The following is a 15,967-nucleotide window of genomic DNA, read 5'->3' on the forward strand; positions in this document are numbered from 1 at the left end:
ATCCGGTGCTGTGACCCGTTGGTTGAGCCAGCCGCGGCGACGTAGTCGCCTGCTGCTGCGTCGAAACCTCTGGCGCCCGGTGTCGGGACTCGGCTTGGGCTTTTGGGTGCGGGGGTTTCGACCGATGAGGTCCGCTAGCGCGTCCCTCATGGCTCAACCAGCGAACCCGATGAGGTCCGCTGGCGCGTCCCTCATGGCTCAACCAGCGGCGGATCTCAGGGCGGCAAGGCCCGCTGCGACCAGGGCGCCGACCTCGGCGCGGACCACCGGGTCGTCGACCGCGAACCAGCGGACGTCCTCGGACTCGTCCGACACGTGCGGCACCGCGTCCGAGGGGACCCTCGTCGCGAAGCGGATGTCCAGGTGCTCGCGGCAGGTGAACCTGCCGCCCAACTCGTGCGCGTCCAACTGCGCGGGCACCAGTGCGCCGTCGACCGGCACCCCGCACTCCTCGCGACCCTCGCGCCGCGCGGCGGCCTCGACGGTCGGGTCGTCGGCCTCTACGTGCCCGCCGGGCTGCAGCCAGCGCTGCGCCTTCGCGTGGAACACCAGCAGCACGCGCGTGAGGTCCTCGTCGAACGGGATCAGGCTGGCCGTGAAGTGCACCGGCCCGCCCGACTTCTCCAGCGACGCCTTCCCGTGCTCGGCGGCGAAACGCACGTAGCGCTCAAGCAGGACCGCCTGCTGATCCTCGGACGGGGTCCAGGCGGCCAGCAGGCGGTCGAGGTCGGTCAGTGCGCTCACAGGCGACGCGCCGGCCCGCCGGGGCGGGTGACGACGATCGACGCGGTCTGTGCGACCTCGGGGAACTCGGCGAGGTAGGCCGTCAACCAGCGGTCGCCGAAGGCCTGCGCGTCCGCGACCGGGACGAGTGCCCACACGGAGCCGCCGAACCCGGCGCCGAAGCCCGCCGAGGCGATCGCGCCGAGTTCGCGGGCGAGCGCCTGCAGTCGGTTGGTCTCGGGAACCTGGTTGCCGAGCACGTCGGCGGCGTTGCGGTGCGACTCGTCGGCCGCGGCGCCGAAGGCCGCCAGATCGCCGGCCCGCAGAGCCGCGACGGCGCGGGGGATGACGACCTCAGACTCGGTCACGAACGCGCTCAGCCGCCTGCTCAGCGACGGGTCGTGCGCCGTCACCGCCCGCAGGCCCTCGAGGGCGTCCTCGTCGCTGGCGAGCGCGTCGGCGACCACCGCGTCCTCGCTGCCCGTCGCGTCGTTCCACGCCTCGACGATCTCGCGCGCGTTGGCAGACAGCGAGTTGTAGTGCTCAAGCGCGGCGCCGGTCTTCTCGGCGAGCACGCCGGAGACGGCGACCACGAACGTCAGGTCCTCGGGCAGGTCGACCGATTCGCCCTCGACGATCGGGCAGAACGTGAACTCGGTGAGCTTGCCCGGGTGGCAGCACAGCATCGCGGTGTGGTCCTCGGACCCGCCGAAGGTTCCGACGCCCTTCAGGCCCTCCAGCGTGCCGAACGTCAGGCCGTTCTCCATGGTGGCCATGTAGCCGGCCAGGTCGACGTCGTCGGAGATGTTCGACGTCCATTCCTCGCGTTCCCGCAGGCCGTTGTGGTCGGCAAGGGCGAGCGCGACCGCGACGACGAGCGCGGACGACGAACTCATGCCCGACGCTAGCGGGAGGTCGGAGTCGATCACGATCCGCGCGGACCGCAGGTCGCCGAAGTTGGAGGCGAGGCGGTCGAGGACCGCCTGGACGTAATTGCCCCAGTGGCCGCCTGGCAGGCCGGGGTCGGTGCCCGGCTCGAGCCTGATCTCGCCGGGCAGCGCCGTCGTGGAGGCGACGAAGCCCGCGTCGGAGTCGGTCACCTCGATGGTGATGCCGCGGTCGACGGCGGCCAGCAGCGAGCGGCCGCCCATGTAGTCGGTGTGCTTACCCAGCACCTCGAGGCGACCGGGGACGAACCACTTCACAGGACGACCTCGCTGTCGCCGAGCGCGTCGACGACCGATGCGATGTCGCCGCGGTTGCTCATGTCGAGCACGCCGACGTCGGCGCGCACCACGCGGTACGGGTCGCCGTCTGCGATGGCCTGGCGGACTGCGTCGGTGATCTCGTACTCGCCGCGCGCCGACGGCGGGATGGCCTTCGCCGCGGCGAAGATCGCGGGCGTGCACAGCCAGCAGTTCATCGAGATGACGGCGTCCGCGCCCAGTCGGGCGGCGGTGGCCTCGTCGGGCTTCTCGACCAGTTCGTCGAGGTTGCCCTCGGCGTCTGCGGTGGCGAGCGCGAAGGCCGCGAGTCGGTCAGCGGCGATGTTGGAGCGCGTCAGCATCCCCTCGCGGGTGAAGCCGACGAGCGCGGAGCCGGGCACGTCCTTGAGCAGGTCGAGCGCCTCGGCCGGGTAGTAGTTGTCCGAGTTGATGACGAGCACGCGGTCGTCGCCCGCGAACTCCTCGGCCGACAGCACGGCGTTCGCGGTGCCGAGCGGCACCTCCTGGATCGCGTAGGAGATGGTGACGCGGGACTTCTCGACGGTGTCGTAGTAGTCGCGGATCAGGTCGTGCTCGGGGCCGATCACCAGGCAGATGTCGGTGAAGCCTGCGTCGGCCAGGGCGCTGATCACGTGGTCGAGGAACGGGCGACCGACCGAGATCATCGCCTTCACGCCGGCGTCTGCCGCCTTGGTCTGCTCATCGCTGAGGGCGACGCCCTCAGCCTCCTTACGCATGCGGGACCCGAGCCCGCGGGCCAGGATGACGGCTTTGTGGGGTGCCTGGAAGCTCATGACACCAGGCTATTGCCCACGCACCGGAGCGCCGAAAAAGCTACGAAATGTGCTGAGCGGCGGTGCGCAGAATGATGCTCATCGACACCGCGCCCGGGTCGAGGACGCCGACCGACTCGTCCGCGCGAAGGTGCGCCCGGCCGCGCTTGGCGACCATGCCCGCCGTCGCGTCGCGGCCCGCCTCAGCGGCGTCGGCCGCCTTCGCGAGCGCCGTCTGCAGGTCCTCGCCGTTGCGGGCGGAGGCCTCGAGCGACTCGGCGGCCGGGATCAGCGCGTCGACCATGGTCTTGTCTCCCGCGTCGGCCTTCCCGCGTGCGACGACGCCGTTGAGGCCCTGGCGCACCGCGATGGCGACGCCTGCCGTGCTCGGCGGCGACGGCCAGTTCGCCCCGGCGCGCAGCAGGAACGTGCCGAACAGGGGCCCGGAGGCGCCGCCGACGTTGCTGACCAGCGCCATGCCGACCTGGCGGAGCGCCTCGAAGGCGCGCGCGTTCTCGGAGAGTTGCAGGGATTCGGCGGCCGCGAAGCCGCGCCGCATGTTGGTGCCGTGGTCGCCGTCGCCCAGGACGCGATCCAGATCGTTGAGCTCATCGAGCCGTTCGTCGAACTCGCGAGCGCACTCGCGCAGCCACTCAAGTACTGCCGTCACGCCATTAGCCATAGCCGGGCGACCTCCCTCTTTCCGAGGTCAAGTTTCCCACAGCCCCACGTGTGGGCTGTCAAGCTTCGATCAGCGGAGGCCGCGCAGGAAGTCTTCGTCGTCGTCAGGAGCCTTTGCGGTGGGCGGCAGTTGCCGCGTTTCCTTGACGGGGCGGCCCAGGAAGAGCCAGGAGATCGGGCCGATGACGGGGACGCAGATCACGGCGAACGCCCACAGCCATCGGGGCATGGAGCGCACCCGGTAGCCCCGTGACTGCGCGACCTCCACGACGCAGTACACGGTGAGCATCACCACAGCGATGATGAGCAGGACCCGAGGCATGCCGACAGTCTACGCCCCGTCGATAAGCTGGCCCGATGCAGGATCTGGCAACGTCGGTGGCCCGCTTCCTCGACGGCGGCCCCGGGCTGTGGCTCGCCGACGGGGATTCGACGGCGCCGGAGGGCACCGTCGTGGTCGCCACCTCCGGATCGAGCGGCGACGCCAAGCTCGTCGTCCTCGGCCGTGAGGCCCTGGTCGCCGCGGCGCTCTCCTCCGCCGAGCGGCTCGGCTTTGCGGGGCGCTGGCACCTCACCCTCTCACCGCGCTACGTCGCGGGCCTCATGGTGCTCGTGCGGGGGCTGCTCGGCGACGGCGTGGTCGCCGCGGACCCGAGCCTCGCGTCGCTTCGCCCCAGCGGCGAGGGCGACTGCGTCTCGATCGTCGGCACCCAGCTCTACCGCGCGCTGGAGCAGCCCGACGTTGCGGGCGCGCTCGCCCGGTTCGACGCGGTACTCGTCGGGGGCGCCGCGCTGCGGCCCGACCTGCGCGACAGGGCCAGACGCGCGGGGATCCGGGTCATCGAGACCTATGGCATGAGCGAGACGTGCGGGGGCGTCGTCTGGGACGGGGTGCCGCTGCCCGGCGTCGACGTCCGGTTGGGGGAGTTGGGCCGCGTCGCGATCGCCGGGCCGAGCGTCTTCGACGGCTACCTCGGTCGCCCGGAACTGACCGCGGCGACCCTGGTCGACGGCGCCGTCCTGACCCGCGACCGGGCGCACTGGGAGGACGGAGTCCTGGTGATCGACGGCCGCGTCGACGACGTCGTCATCTCCGGCGGCGTCAACGTCGACCTCGCGGCGGTGCGCGCCGCGGCCGCCCGGCTGGACCCCGACACCGCGGTGCTCGCCGTCGACGACCCCGAGTGGGGAGCGCGGGTGGTGTTGTTCGCCCCGTCCGGGTCCCTCGAGCAGTGGCGCGACCGGCTCAGGGCCGGCCTGCCCGCCGCCTGCCTGCCCCGGCAGGTCGTGCTCGTCGACCCGCTCCCGCGCGGCCTGGGTGGTAAGCCGGACCGGGAAAAGCTCCTACAGTTGGTCGAACCATGAACGACACCCTCGCCATCTGGGTGGCGGGCGCACGCCCCCGCACCCTCCCAGCCGCCGTCGCGCCGATCCTCGCCGGGTCGGCGAGCGCCGCGGCGCTCGGCCACCACGACTGGCTGATCGCGCTGCTGTGCCTCGTGCTCGCGCTCGCGCTCCAGGTCGGCGTCAACTACGCCAACGACTACTCCGACGGCGTGCGCGGCACCGACGACGACCGCGTCGGCCCCGTCCGACTGGTCGCCTCCGGGCTGGCGAGCCCCCGCGCGGTGAAGGCCGCGGCGTTCGCGTCCTTCGGCGTCGGCGCCCTCACAGGGCTCGCGGTGGTGGCGCTCAGCGGACACTGGTGGCTGCTCGCCGTCGGCGCGCTGTGCATCCTGGCCGCCTGGTTCTACACCGGAGGCAGGCGCCCCTACGGATACCTGGGGCTCGGCGAGTTGATGGTCTTCGTGTTCTTCGGGCTGGTCGCCACCGTCGGCACGACCTACGTGATCGCCGACTCGGCGCCCCTGCACGCCTGGATCGCGGGCGCCGCCGTCGGCGCCCTGGCCAGCGCGATCCTGGTCGCCAACAACATCCGCGACATCGCCACCGACCGCGAGTCCGGCAAGCTCACCCTCCCCGCCCGCCTCGGCGACGCGGGCGCCCGACGGTTCTACGCAGCGCTGTGCGCGGTGGCCGCGCTCGGCATCGTCGGATTCGCGGCCCTCACCACGTGGTACGCGCTGATCGCGCTACTGTCGCTGCTGCTGCTGATCGACCCGCTGCGCCGCGTCCTCGGCGGCGCGATGGGCCCGCGGCTGATCCCGGTGATCCAGTCCACCGGCTTCGCCGAGATCGGGCTCGGCCTCGGCCTGCTCGTCGGGGTTTATCTCGGATGAGCGCCCCGTTCGTCTACGACATCCCCATGACGGTCGGCTTCCGCGGCATCACGCGCCGCAGCGGAGTCCTGTTCGAGGGCGATGCCGGCTGGTCGGAATGGAGCCCGTTCCCCGAATACGACGACGACGAGGCGGCCGCCTGGCTGCTTGCCGCCCGTGAATGGGCCGACCTCGGAGCGCCGACGCCGGTGCGTGACCGCGTCGAGGTCAACGGCATCGTGCCAGCGCTCGACCCCGAAGCCGCGGCCGCCCGCGCCGTCGCGTCCGGGTGCCGCACGGTCAAGATCAAGGTCGCAGGGCCTGGGAGCGGGCTCGACGACGACGTCGCCCGGGTCGCCGCGGTGCGTGCCGCGCTTCCCGAGGCGCGGCTACGGGTCGACGCGAACGGCGGGTGGAGCCTCGAGGAGGCGCGGGTCGCCGTCGCCGAACTCGCGCCGTTCGGCCTCGAGTACGTCGAGCAGCCCTGCGCCTCCGTCGACGAACTGGCCACCCTGCGGGCCATGGACCTTGGCGTCCCGATCGCGGCGGACGAGTCGATCCGGCGCGCCGAGGACCCGATGCGGGTCAAGCGGGCAGGCGCGGCCGACATCGCCATCATCAAGGTGCAGCCCCTCGGCGGCGTGTCCCGCTGCCTGCGACTCGCCGACGAGTTGGGGCTCCCCGTCGTCGTCTCCTCGGCGGTCGAGACGTCGGTGGGGCTCGCCGCGGGCGTCGCGCTCGCGGCCGCACTTCCCGACCTGCCGTACGCGTGCGGGCTCGAGACGCAGCGACTCCTCGCGGCCGACGTCACCGCCGCGCCGCTCGCGCCGGTCGACGGGACGCTCCCCGTTGGGCCCGTCGCCGTCGACCCGGCGCTGCTGGAGGCCTGCCGAGCGGACGAGGACGTGACCGCCTTCTGGCTCGCCAGGTGGGAGCGCGTGAACCGGATCGTGGAGGGGCGCAGATGAGCAGCATCGAACTTGGCTCGACCATCGTCGACGCGCTGGTGGGGCTCGGCGTCACCGACGTGGTGCTCGCCCCCGGGTCGCGCTCCGCGGCCCTCGCGCTCGCAGTCGACCGGGCCGACCGGGCGGGGACGCTTCGGCTGCACGTCCGCGTCGACGAACGGGTGGCCGCGTTCACCGCGCTCGGCCTTGCCAAGGGCTCTGGCCGCGCTGTCGCCGTCATCACGACCTCCGGCACCGCGGTCGCCAACCTGGTGCCCGCCGCCATGGAGACAACCACCGCCGGGGTGCCGCTCGTCCTGCTGACCGCCGATCGCCCGGCGCACCACGTCGGCACCGGCGCAAGCCAGACCGGCGAGCAGGTCGGCCTGTTCGGGACCTCGGTGCTCGGCGTCGTCCGGCTGTCGTCCGAGTCGGGGACGCCGGAGGCGTGGGCCGCGGGCATCCAGCGGGCCGTGGTGCTCGCCGAGGGTCGCCGCACCAGGCAGCCGGGTGCCGTGCAGGTCAACGTGGAGTTCGAGACGCCGATGGTGGGGGAGTTGCCCCCGCCCGTCGAGCGGCCGTTCGCCGTGGCGCGCTCGGCCGGACACGAATCCGTCGAACTGGACGGTCGTCGCACCGTCGTGCTCGTCGGGGACGCGTCGCCCGTGGTCGGCGCCGAGGCGCGTGCCCTGGCAGAGGTGAGCGGTGCGCCGCTGCTCGCCGAGCCGTCGTCGAACGCGCGGGTCGGCGCCAACGCCAACCCCGGATACCGGCACCTGCTCGCCGACCTCGGCCCGCAGGTCGAGCGGGTCGTCATGTTCGGCCACCCGACGCTCACCCGACCCGTCACGGACCTGATCGGCCGCCCAGACATCGAACTGGTGGTCGTCACGGACCAGGCCCGCTGGCACGACCCCGGCCACCGCGCCGCGATCGTGGCCGACCGGGTGCTGCTCGCCGACCAGGACCCCTCCTGGCTCGCCGCCTGGCAGGCTCCCGTCGAGGAACAGCGCAGGCCCGGATTCACGCAGCGGACGGTGGCCGACGAGGTGGTCGCCTCGCTCGGAACGGATGAGGACCTGTGGCTCGGGTCGAGTTCGATCATCCGGGCCGCCGACCTTTCGCCGCTGAACCCGAACCCTCCGCACGTCTACGCGAACCGGGGGCTTGCCGGCATCGACGGCACCATCGCTTCGGCGACGGGGCTGGCGCTGACCTCGGGTCGCCCCATGACGGTGCTGCTCGGCGACCTGACGACCCAGCACGACCTCGGCGCCCTGGTGCGGCCGCCGTCCGAGCCGTGGCCGGATCGCCTGCGGGTCGTCGTCGCCGATGACCGGGGAGGAAGCATCTTCCGCCGCCTTGAGCAGGGGGCCCCGGAGTACGCCGAGAGCTTCGACCGGGTCTTCCTGACGCCGCAAGGTGTCGACCTGGCGGGCGTCGCGGCGGCGCTGGGCTGGGAGTCGGTCACGGTCACGGACCGGGAGTCGCTGTCGGCGGCGCTGCGGGGGAGCGCTGAGTTCATCGTCGCCCGCGTCGCTGGTTGAGCCATGAGACGGCGCGGAGCGTCGTCTCATCGGTCGAAACCTCGTGCCCATTCCGCTGAGGCCGGGTCGGCCTTCGGGTGCCGGTGGGTTTCGACCGATGAAGTCCGCTGGCGCGTCCTTCATGGCTCAACCAGCATGCCGTTGGTTGAGCCAGCCGCGGCGACGTAGTCGTCCGCGGCTGCGTCGAAACCTCTGGCGCCCGGTGCTGGGGCTCGGGATGCCTTTCGGGTGCGGGTGGGTTTCGACCGATGAAGTCCGCTGACGCGTCCTTCATGGCTCAACCAGCGTTGCGGTCCGCGTCGTCGAAGGCCGTCAGCCAGTCGCGCACGGCAAGCGTTGCGCGCACGTCGTCCTCGTTGTACTCCAGCACCCGCTCGCGGGCCGCCGCGCGCGCCTCGGCCGAGGCGCCGTCGACCGCCTCGTTGAACCACGTCTGCGACGCCAGGCCGCCGGGCTCCTCGTCCCGCCAGGAGAAGCCGGCGCCGCGCGTCGCGACGATCTTCAGGCCAAGGCCGTCGACCCCGACGAAGTTGTCGCGCACGTAGCCGAACAGGTCGACGAAGTGGTCACGGATCAGCGCGCACGCCGCGAGCAGCGTCGGGTCGTCGCTCCGCTCGGCCAACCGCTGCAGGTGGACCGTCTCGTAGTCGCTGTAGTGGAAGACCTTCACCTCGGGGTGCGCCGCGACCAGGTCGAGCAGCCAGGCGCAGAAGCGGCGCGCCAGGTCGATCTCGCGGACCCCCGAGATGTGGTCGAACTCGCTGAAGCCGACGAACCGGCTCCCGTCGGCGTCGGTCAGCAGCGCGCCCCAGAGGTACACGGAGCCGTCGTCGGCGGTCTCGATGTCGAGGTCCACCTCGACGGCCGAGCGCGGCACCCCGATGGGCTCGACGCTGACCCGCTCCAGGTCCACCCCGGAGGCGAGCATCCTGGCGCGACGCGCGGCCTGCCGGAGCCGCTGCTCCGAGCGGTCCCGGTGCGCGGTCAGCGGCAGGTAGCCGGGCAGCAGGTCGTCGACGTCCGCCTCCGCGAGTTCGGCGACCGTCTTGATGCCGAGCGACAGGAGCGTCTGCAGTTCCCTCACATCGAGGGGGGCCTTGGAGATGCGAAGCGACAGGTCGTCGTCGTCGATCTGCGGGCGACACACCTGCCACCAGGCGCACCACTCGCACTCCTTGACGCGGATCGGCCGCACCACCGGCGGCGGGTCGTCGACGCCTGTGCGCTCGGAGGCGTGTTCGGCGACGTAGACGCGGAACCGGTGCTCGTGGTCGTAGCGCTCCAGGGCGGAGCGCAGTTTGTGTCCGGCGGTCTTGGAGTAGGTGCGGATGAACTTGGTCGTCAGGTCGACCCAGGTGAGCGTGGGCTCCGCGTCGCCGGCCCGGTCGTCGCCGACCACCGCGGCGAGCGGCTCGGACGAGGCGAAGCCGCACGACTCGAGCAGTCGCCAGTAGTGGGCCAGTTCCAGCAGCACGCCCTCGCGGTAGACGCGGTACCGTGCGTCGATCAGCGGGGCCAGCAGTCGCGGTGCCTCGAGCGTCGAGGTGCGCATCAGGTCGGCGCCCATCTGCTTCTCGCGGACGCGGTACGGCTTGACCTTCAGCGGCCAGTATCCCGGCGCGCCCGCCTCGGTGTCGGCGCCCCTGACGAGGGCATCGGGCCGGCCGCTGCGGTGGCCGTCGAGGTCGAGCGGCAGGACCCCACCGATCACGACGGCCGCGCCCGAGCCAAGCGCGGCCAGGCACGCCTCGACCCGCTCGTCCCAGCTCGCATCAAGACCGCGCAGGTCGACGACACCCTCGCCGTCGGCGAGCCGCCCGAGCACGGCGTCGCGGAAGTCGGAGCCCCCCTGGAACGACTCGCGCAGCGACTCGTCGAGCGGCAGGTCCGGAAGCGTCGGGTCGAAGGTGTTGAACGTCTTGACCGGGCAACTGCGTGCCGTGTAGGCGTCCAGCACGAAGGGGGTCACTGAGCCTTCCAGCCGCGGTGCAGCGCGACGATTCCCCCGGCGTGGTTCTGCCAACCGATGTCGGTCCAGCCCGCGCGCGCCATCACGTCGGCGAGACCTGCCTGATCGGGCCACGCCATGATCGACTCGGCAAGGTAGCCGTAGGCGACGGGGTTGCTCGACAGCTTCGCGATCCGGGGCAGCGCCGCCACCAGGTAGTCGGTGTAGACGTAGCGGAACGCCCTGTTGGTGGGCGTGGAGAACTCGGCGATGACGACGCGCCCGCCCGGCTTGGTGACGCGCAGCATCTCGCGGAGCGCGGCCTCGGTGTTCTCGACGTTGCGCAGACCGTACGAGATGGTCACCGCGTCGAAGGTGTCGTCTGGGAAGGGCAGCGCGAGCGCATCGCCCGCGACGAAGTCGATGCCAGGCTGCTGGCGGCGGCCCTGCTCGAGCATGCCGAGCGAGATGTCGCTTGCGACCACGTAGGCGCCGGTCTCGGCGAGCGCCGCCGACGAGGTGCCGGTGCCAGCGGCGAGGTCGAGGATGCGCTGCCCAGGGCGGGGGTCGACGGCGGCGACGGTTGCCTTGCGCCAGCCGTAGACCTGGCCGAGGCTGAGCACCGAGTTGAACAGGTCGTAGCGTTTCGCCACTGCGTCGAACATCGCCGCGACGTCGGCGCGTTGCTTGTCGAGGCCAGCCCGCTGGTTTTGCATTCGGCCAGCCTAGCGTCGAGTTCCGACGGTCGCGTTCGCCACTCGTTTCGACCATCGGCCACAATGGACCCCGTGGCTAAGAAAGACGTCGTCCTCCAAGTGGACAAACTGAAGAAGGGCTACGGCCCGGTGACGATCGTGGAGGGCTTCTCCATGAAGGTCCACGAGGGAGAGGCCGTCGCGCTGACCGGGCGCAACGGCGCGGGTAAGTCGACGGTGCTTCGCTGCCTCGTCGGCGCCGACCGCCCCGACGAGGGGTCCGTGACCGTCGATGGGGTCAAGGTGTCGGAGACGAACGCGGCCATCCGCCGCGACGTCGCGACCGTCATCGATGACCTCGACTTCTTCCCCGACCTCTCGGTCGTCGAGCACCTGGACCTGTTGGCCCGCGCGCATGGCCTCACCGATCCCGACGCGCTCGTCGACGAGGTCCTGGAGGAGGTGCAGTTGGTCGCGCAGGCCGGGCAGTTGCCCTCCACGCTTTCGTCGGGTCAGCGTCGCCGCCTCGCGCTCGCGACCGCCTTCGTGCGGCCCCGCCGACTGCTCGTGCTCGACGAGCCGGAGCAGCGCCTCGACGTCGAGGGCGTCGCGTGGCTCGGCCGCAGGCTGAAGGCCGAGATCGACGGAGGGCTCGCCATCGTGCTTGCCAGCCACGAACCATCGCTTCTCGAGGCGATCGGCGCGAGGCAGATCCGGCTGGGTTCCTGATGAGCGTCACCGACCCACGCTTCGGCGAGATGGGCGTCGTCGACGAGAAGCAGCTCAAGCTGCTGATGAAGGACTGGCGTCGGGGCCGCGCCGACCGCAACCTCGGCCAGGTGCTCTCCGACGGCTACGTGATGGTGTTCAGCATCGTGCTGATCGGCGCCATGATCATCTCCTCGATCGTGCAGGCGCAGCAGGTCGTCGCCGTCTGTGACACCGACGGCTGCCTCGCGGCCCGTGGGCTGCTGCCCTGGGCCGCCGTCGCGGGCGTCCTGGCCGCCACCCTGGTGCTCGCGCGGATGTTCGGCCCCATCGTCGCCTCCGCGGCTGAGGGGTTCTGGCTGATGGACGGCCCGACCGACCGTCGCAAGCTCCTGGCGGGCCGCCTCGTCGCGGCGATCAGCCTTGCGCTCGTCGCGGGCGCCCTGCTCGGCGCGCTGATCGCGGCGCTGACCGGCTCGCCGCTTGCCGCCATCGGCATCTGGGCGCTGGCGGGCGGGCTCGGGTCGGCCGGGCTGCTGGCCTTCGCCGCCGCCGAGCAGGGGCTCGACCGCACCTGGATCATCACCGCCGTCCAGTGGGTGATCGGCGCGGTCGCCATCGCGACCCTCGTCGCCCTGGTGGGCGGCGCCGCGGGCTGGTTCTCGCTCGGCGGGCTGACCACGCTGTCGGTCGAACTCGCGTTCATCGTCGCGGGCGTCGGCCTCGTGCTGATGCTCGTGGCGGGCTACATCGCCTACCTGCGGCTGCGAGGGGTGCGACGCCAGCGCGTCACCTCCGGCGGCTCGCTGCTCTCGGGCCTGCAGGGCGCCGCGTTCGCGCTCGAGTTCGCGCTGATCCGCGACATCCTCGTGGAGAGCAAGTCGAAGCAGCGCGGCCACGTCAGCCCCACCCGCGGCGTCGGGTTCGGAACGACGGCCCTGATCATGCGCGACGTGCAGCGGTTGTGGCGCCAACCCCTCCCACTGCTGATCCTCGCGGCCACCGTCATCGTCCCGTACGCCATCCAGGCGCTCGGGCTCGCGGCACTGAACCCGCCGATCTCGGCGCTGGTGCTGATGACGGCGCTGATCCCGTTCATGAACTCGCTGCGCGTGCTGACCCGCACCAAGGGCCTGCAGCGGTGCTTCCCGTTCGACCCGAGCAAGATCAAGACGGCCGCCATGGTCGTGCCCGCGATCCTCGCGCTGCTGTGGGCGATCGCCGCCTTCCCGGCGTTCCTCGGCCTCGCGGGCGGCATCAAGGCGGCCCCGACCGACGCGGCCTCCGCGGCCCTGGTGACCGGCATCGCCGGCTTCCTGGCGGCCGTCCGGTGGATCTCCGCCAAGCCCGCCGACTACTCCGGCCCGATCGTGGCGACCGGCTTCGGCGCGATGCCCCCAGGGCTCATGTTCTCGCTGCTGCGGGGCTTCGACATGGTCGCGCTCGTCACGCTGCCGATCGTGTTCGGTTGGTCGCCGTGGATCTCCCTGGTGATCGCCGCGATCGCGTTCGGCTTCCTGCGTTCCGGCCTCGACAAGGAGTCGATGATGGAGCAGCAGGAGGAGTTGAAGCGACAGCAGGAGGAGGAGAAGCAGCGCCGCGCTGGCACCCTCCCGGGCAAGGAGAAGATCCAGGTTCAGCGGAAGCGCTGACTACACCCGTGAGACGGCCGCCCTTCGGGGCGGCCGTTTCCGCGTCCCTGGCCTCAGGAGTCGAGGCCGAGGGCCTGCAGCATCGGGACGAGCTTTGCGCCCGTCTCGGCCAGTTCGACGCTCGGGTCGGAGTCGGCGACGATGCCCGCTCCGGCGAACAACTGGATCTCCTGCGGGGTCTCCGGCCGCACCTGGCCGCCCCGCAGCGCGATGGCCCACTCGCCGTCGCCGTACATGTCCGTCCAGCCGACCGGGCCGGCGTAGCGGCCGCGGTCGAGCGACTCGAGTTCGCTGATGATGTCGAGCGCCAGGTGGGTCGGCGTGCCGCACACGGCGGCGCTCGGGTGCAGCGCGGCGGCCAGCGCGAGCGCGCCGGTGTCGGGGCCGACCGAGCCGGTGATGTCGGTCGCCAGGTGCATCACGTTTGGCAGTTTCAGCACCGACGGCGCCTCGGGAACGTTCATGGCCTGGCAGTACGGCGCGAGCGCCTCCGCGACCGAGGCCACCGCGAACTCGTGCTCCGAGATGTCCTTCTGGGAGCGGGCCAGTTCGGCCGCAAGTTGCAGCGGGTCGACGGTGTCGCCCTCGCGCCACACGGTGCCTGCAAGCACGCGCGAGGTGACAAGGCCGCCCTGCCTGCGCAGCAGAAGTTCGGGGGTGGCGCCGATCATCCCGTCGACCAGGTAGGCCCATGTCATCGGGTAGTTCTCGATCAGGCGGTCGAGCAGGTAGCGCAGGTCGAGCGGTTCGTCGGCCCGGACGATCAGGTCGCGGGCGAGCACCACCTTGTGGACCTCGTCGTTGCGGATCAGGTCGACGACCTCGCCAACGATCCGCGTCCAGATGTCCTCGCCCATCGCGCCGCCGACGGCGGTCGGGTTGACGGGGGAGGCCACGCGCTCGCGGCGGGCGGGCAGCGCCATGTCGCCCCGCGCGGCGCCAAGCTTCGTCATCCAGAAGACGCCTCCGCGGCGGCCGATGATGATGCGCGGGATCACGAGCACCGAGCGGTCCTCGGAGCGGTCCGGGTCGAACGTGAACGAGCCGACCGCGATCGGGCCGGTTCCGAACTCGCCCGGCATCTCTGAGTCGTGGTCGATCTGGTTGGAGATCTCATCCCACCAGACGTCGGCCGCCTCCAACCGGTCGGTCTCGAACCGCGCCGCCTCACCGAGCCCGACGAAGCCCTCACCCCTACGGATGAAGGCGGTGCACGGACCGGACTCGGGCAGGAACGCCTCCAACGGACCGGGGTCGTCGATGGCGACGGTCGTGGCGCGCATCCGAGCGCTGCCGAAGTCCAGAATCACCCTCGCGAGCATAGCCGTGGGCAGGCCAAGGAGCCACCTGAGGCCCGTGTTGAGACGGGTGTCGCGGCACCCATCTCCGGCCTGACTTCCCGCAATATATTACGAAAGTAATATGTGACTAATTGTTATGCCGAATCCCTTGTCAGATCGGGTTTAGGATCGCGAGTTGTCGGTTGGCCGAAAAACCCGGCCACCCTTAGACTGACCCGAGAATCCGGATACGTGTGAGACCAGGAGCGTGTATGTCGTTCGCCAAGCCCGAGGGCGCGGCCGTCGAATCTGACGTTGTCGTAGTCGGCGCAGGTCCAGGCGGCTCATCGACAGCCACATATCTGGCGCGTCATGGCCTGAGCGTCACGCTGCTTGAGAAGTCGCACTTCCCTCGCGAGAAGGTGTGCGGCGACGGCCTGACGCCGCGCGCGACCCGCGCGCTGACCCGCATCGGCATCGACACCTCCGAGTCCAACGGCTGGCTGCACAACAAGGGCCTGCGCGTCTACGGCGGTCGCACCGAGCCATTCGAACTGCCCTGGCCCGACCTGACCGACTTCCCGCCGTACGGCCTCGTGCGCCCCCGCTCCGACTTCGACGACATGCTCGCCCGCCACGCCGTCGCTGCCGGCGCCGACCTGATCGAGGGCGCCAACGTCGACGCCGCGGTCCTCGACGACCGCACCGGCCGGATCACCGGGGTCACGACGAAGGACGGACGCACCTTCAAGGCCCCCATCGTGGTCGCGGCCGACGGCAACTCCTCACGCCTCGCCGTGTCGATGGGCATCAACAAGCGCTCCGACCGCCCGATGGGCGTTGCAGTTCGCACCTACTACACGAGCCCCCGCACCAACGACGACTACCTCGAGTCCTGGCTCGAGTTGTGGGACGGCGAGCGAGGCAAGTCCAACCTGATGCCCGGTTACGGCTGGGTCTTCGGGATGGGCGACGGCACAAGCAACGTCGGCCTCGGAGTCCTCAACACCTCCAAGGGGTTCGGGCAGACCGACTACCGGGCACTGCTGAAGCGCTGGGTCGACCACACCCCCGAGGAGTGGGGCTTCCGCGATCAGAACATGGTCGGCAAGATCCAGGGCGCTGCACTGCCGATGGCGTTCAACCGCCAACCGCACTACGGCCGCGGCCTCGTCCTGGTGGGCGACGCGGGCGGCATGGTCAACCCCTTCAACGGGGAAGGCATCGCCTACGCGATGGAGGCGGCCGAGTACGCCGCCATGGCCATCGCAGAGGCATCCTCGCGCGGCTTCGGCAGCGCCTCCGCGGAGAAGGCCATGCGCGCCTACCCCGAACAGATGAAGGCCAGCCTCGGCGGGTACTACCGCCTCGGCACGATCTTCGTGAAGCTGATCGGCGACCCCCGCATCATGCATCTGTGCACCCGCTACGGGCTGCCACGCAAGACGCTGATGCGCTTCGTCCTGAAGCTCCTGGCCAACCTCACCGACTCGCACGGCGGTGACGCAATGGACCGCATCATCAACGCCCTGTGCAAGGCCGCCCCGTCGGCCTGACCGGAAGGAACG

Annotated in this window: 15 protein-coding genes; 7 read left to right on the top strand and 8 right to left on the bottom strand. The window is 71.2% G+C overall.

The genetic code is table 11. The features are described from left to right. Nucleotides 1-198: 198 nt before the first annotated feature. The 5 genes from BW730_RS01190 to BW730_RS01210 form a co-directional block, all read right to left on the bottom strand. On the bottom strand, nt 199-744 hold the full coding sequence (locus tag BW730_RS01190; protein WP_158522450.1) for an NUDIX hydrolase: 546 nt from the start codon (nt 742-744) through the stop codon (nt 199-201). Further along, nucleotides 741-1,928, bottom strand: a complete 1,188-nt coding sequence (locus BW730_RS01195) for a GHMP family kinase ATP-binding protein (protein ID WP_226996967.1) — start codon at nt 1,926-1,928, stop codon at nt 741-743. Before BW730_RS01195 ends, BW730_RS01190 begins: the two co-directional genes overlap by 4 nt. Then, nucleotides 1,925-2,743, bottom strand: a complete 819-nt coding sequence (locus BW730_RS01200) for a nucleotidyltransferase family protein (RefSeq protein ID WP_077684707.1) — start codon at nt 2,741-2,743, stop codon at nt 1,925-1,927. Before BW730_RS01200 ends, BW730_RS01195 begins: the two co-directional genes overlap by 4 nt. A 40-nt stretch (nt 2,744-2,783) precedes the next feature. Then, on the bottom strand, nt 2,784-3,392 hold the full coding sequence (gene dhaL, locus BW730_RS01205) for a dihydroxyacetone kinase subunit DhaL (RefSeq protein WP_226996968.1): 609 nt from the start codon (nt 3,390-3,392) through the stop codon (nt 2,784-2,786). Nucleotides 3,393-3,473: 81 nt separating this feature from the next. Further along, nucleotides 3,474-3,725 (bottom strand): PLD nuclease N-terminal domain-containing protein, encoded by a 252-nt coding sequence (locus BW730_RS01210; protein ID WP_077684709.1) that lies wholly within the window; start codon nt 3,723-3,725, stop codon nt 3,474-3,476. Nucleotides 3,726-3,760: 35 nt separating this feature from the next. On the opposite strand from BW730_RS01210, the gene BW730_RS01215 reads away from it, so the two are divergent. Genes BW730_RS01215 through menD form a run of 4 tightly spaced genes read left to right on the top strand, consistent with a single transcriptional unit; the run spans nt 3,761 to nt 8,116 of the window. After that, nucleotides 3,761-4,768, top strand: a complete 1,008-nt coding sequence (locus tag BW730_RS01215; RefSeq protein ID WP_077684710.1) for an AMP-binding protein — start codon at nt 3,761-3,763, stop codon at nt 4,766-4,768. After that, entirely contained in the window at nt 4,765-5,643 is an 879-nt protein-coding gene (locus BW730_RS01220; RefSeq protein ID WP_077684711.1) for a 1,4-dihydroxy-2-naphthoate polyprenyltransferase, read from the top strand. The genes BW730_RS01215 and BW730_RS01220 overlap by 4 nt, the downstream gene beginning before the upstream one ends. Beyond that, nucleotides 5,640-6,590: an o-succinylbenzoate synthase gene (locus tag BW730_RS01225; protein WP_077684712.1), complete on the top strand. Its 951-nt coding sequence runs from the start codon at nt 5,640-5,642 to the stop codon at nt 6,588-6,590. The genes BW730_RS01220 and BW730_RS01225 overlap by 4 nt, the downstream gene beginning before the upstream one ends. Next, nucleotides 6,587-8,116 (top strand): 2-succinyl-5-enolpyruvyl-6-hydroxy-3-cyclohexene-1-carboxylic-acid synthase, encoded by a 1,530-nt coding sequence (menD, locus tag BW730_RS01230; RefSeq protein ID WP_077684713.1) that lies wholly within the window; start codon nt 6,587-6,589, stop codon nt 8,114-8,116. The genes BW730_RS01225 and menD overlap by 4 nt, the downstream gene beginning before the upstream one ends. A gap of 277 nt (nt 8,117-8,393) precedes the next feature. On the opposite strand, the gene BW730_RS01235 is transcribed toward menD, so the two are convergent. Beyond that, nucleotides 8,394-10,085, bottom strand: coding sequence for a TM0106 family RecB-like putative nuclease (locus BW730_RS01235; RefSeq protein WP_077684714.1), 1,692 nt, complete (start codon nt 10,083-10,085; stop codon nt 8,394-8,396). Continuing rightward, nucleotides 10,082-10,780 carry a demethylmenaquinone methyltransferase gene (locus tag BW730_RS01240; RefSeq protein ID WP_077684715.1) on the bottom strand — a complete coding sequence of 233 codons (699 nt, stop codon included), beginning with the start codon at nt 10,778-10,780 and terminating at the stop codon, nt 10,082-10,084. The genes BW730_RS01235 and BW730_RS01240 overlap by 4 nt, the downstream gene beginning before the upstream one ends. Before the next feature lie 63 nt (nt 10,781-10,843). On the opposite strand from BW730_RS01240, the gene BW730_RS01245 reads away from it, so the two are divergent. Next, complete coding sequence (locus BW730_RS01245) at nt 10,844-11,488, top strand: ABC transporter ATP-binding protein (protein ID WP_145952670.1); 645 nt, start codon at nt 10,844-10,846, stop codon at nt 11,486-11,488. Continuing rightward, on the top strand, nt 11,488-13,119 hold the full coding sequence (locus BW730_RS01250) for a DUF6297 family protein (RefSeq protein WP_077684717.1): 1,632 nt from the start codon (nt 11,488-11,490) through the stop codon (nt 13,117-13,119). The genes BW730_RS01245 and BW730_RS01250 overlap by 1 nt, the downstream gene beginning before the upstream one ends. 53 nt (nt 13,120-13,172) lie before the next feature. Here the strand turns inward: BW730_RS01250 and BW730_RS01255 are convergent, their stop codons facing one another. Continuing rightward, complete coding sequence (locus BW730_RS01255; RefSeq protein ID WP_077687472.1) at nt 13,173-14,429, bottom strand: isochorismate synthase; 1,257 nt, start codon at nt 14,427-14,429, stop codon at nt 13,173-13,175. A gap of 242 nt (nt 14,430-14,671) precedes the next feature. On the opposite strand from BW730_RS01255, the gene BW730_RS01260 reads away from it, so the two are divergent. Next, nucleotides 14,672-15,955: a geranylgeranyl reductase family protein gene (locus BW730_RS01260; RefSeq protein ID WP_077684718.1), complete on the top strand. Its 1,284-nt coding sequence runs from the start codon at nt 14,672-14,674 to the stop codon at nt 15,953-15,955. Nucleotides 15,956-15,967 lie beyond the last annotated feature (12 nt).

Source organism: Tessaracoccus aquimaris (genome assembly GCF_001997345.1).
Lineage (GTDB): Bacteria > Actinomycetota > Actinomycetes > Propionibacteriales > Propionibacteriaceae > Arachnia > Arachnia aquimaris.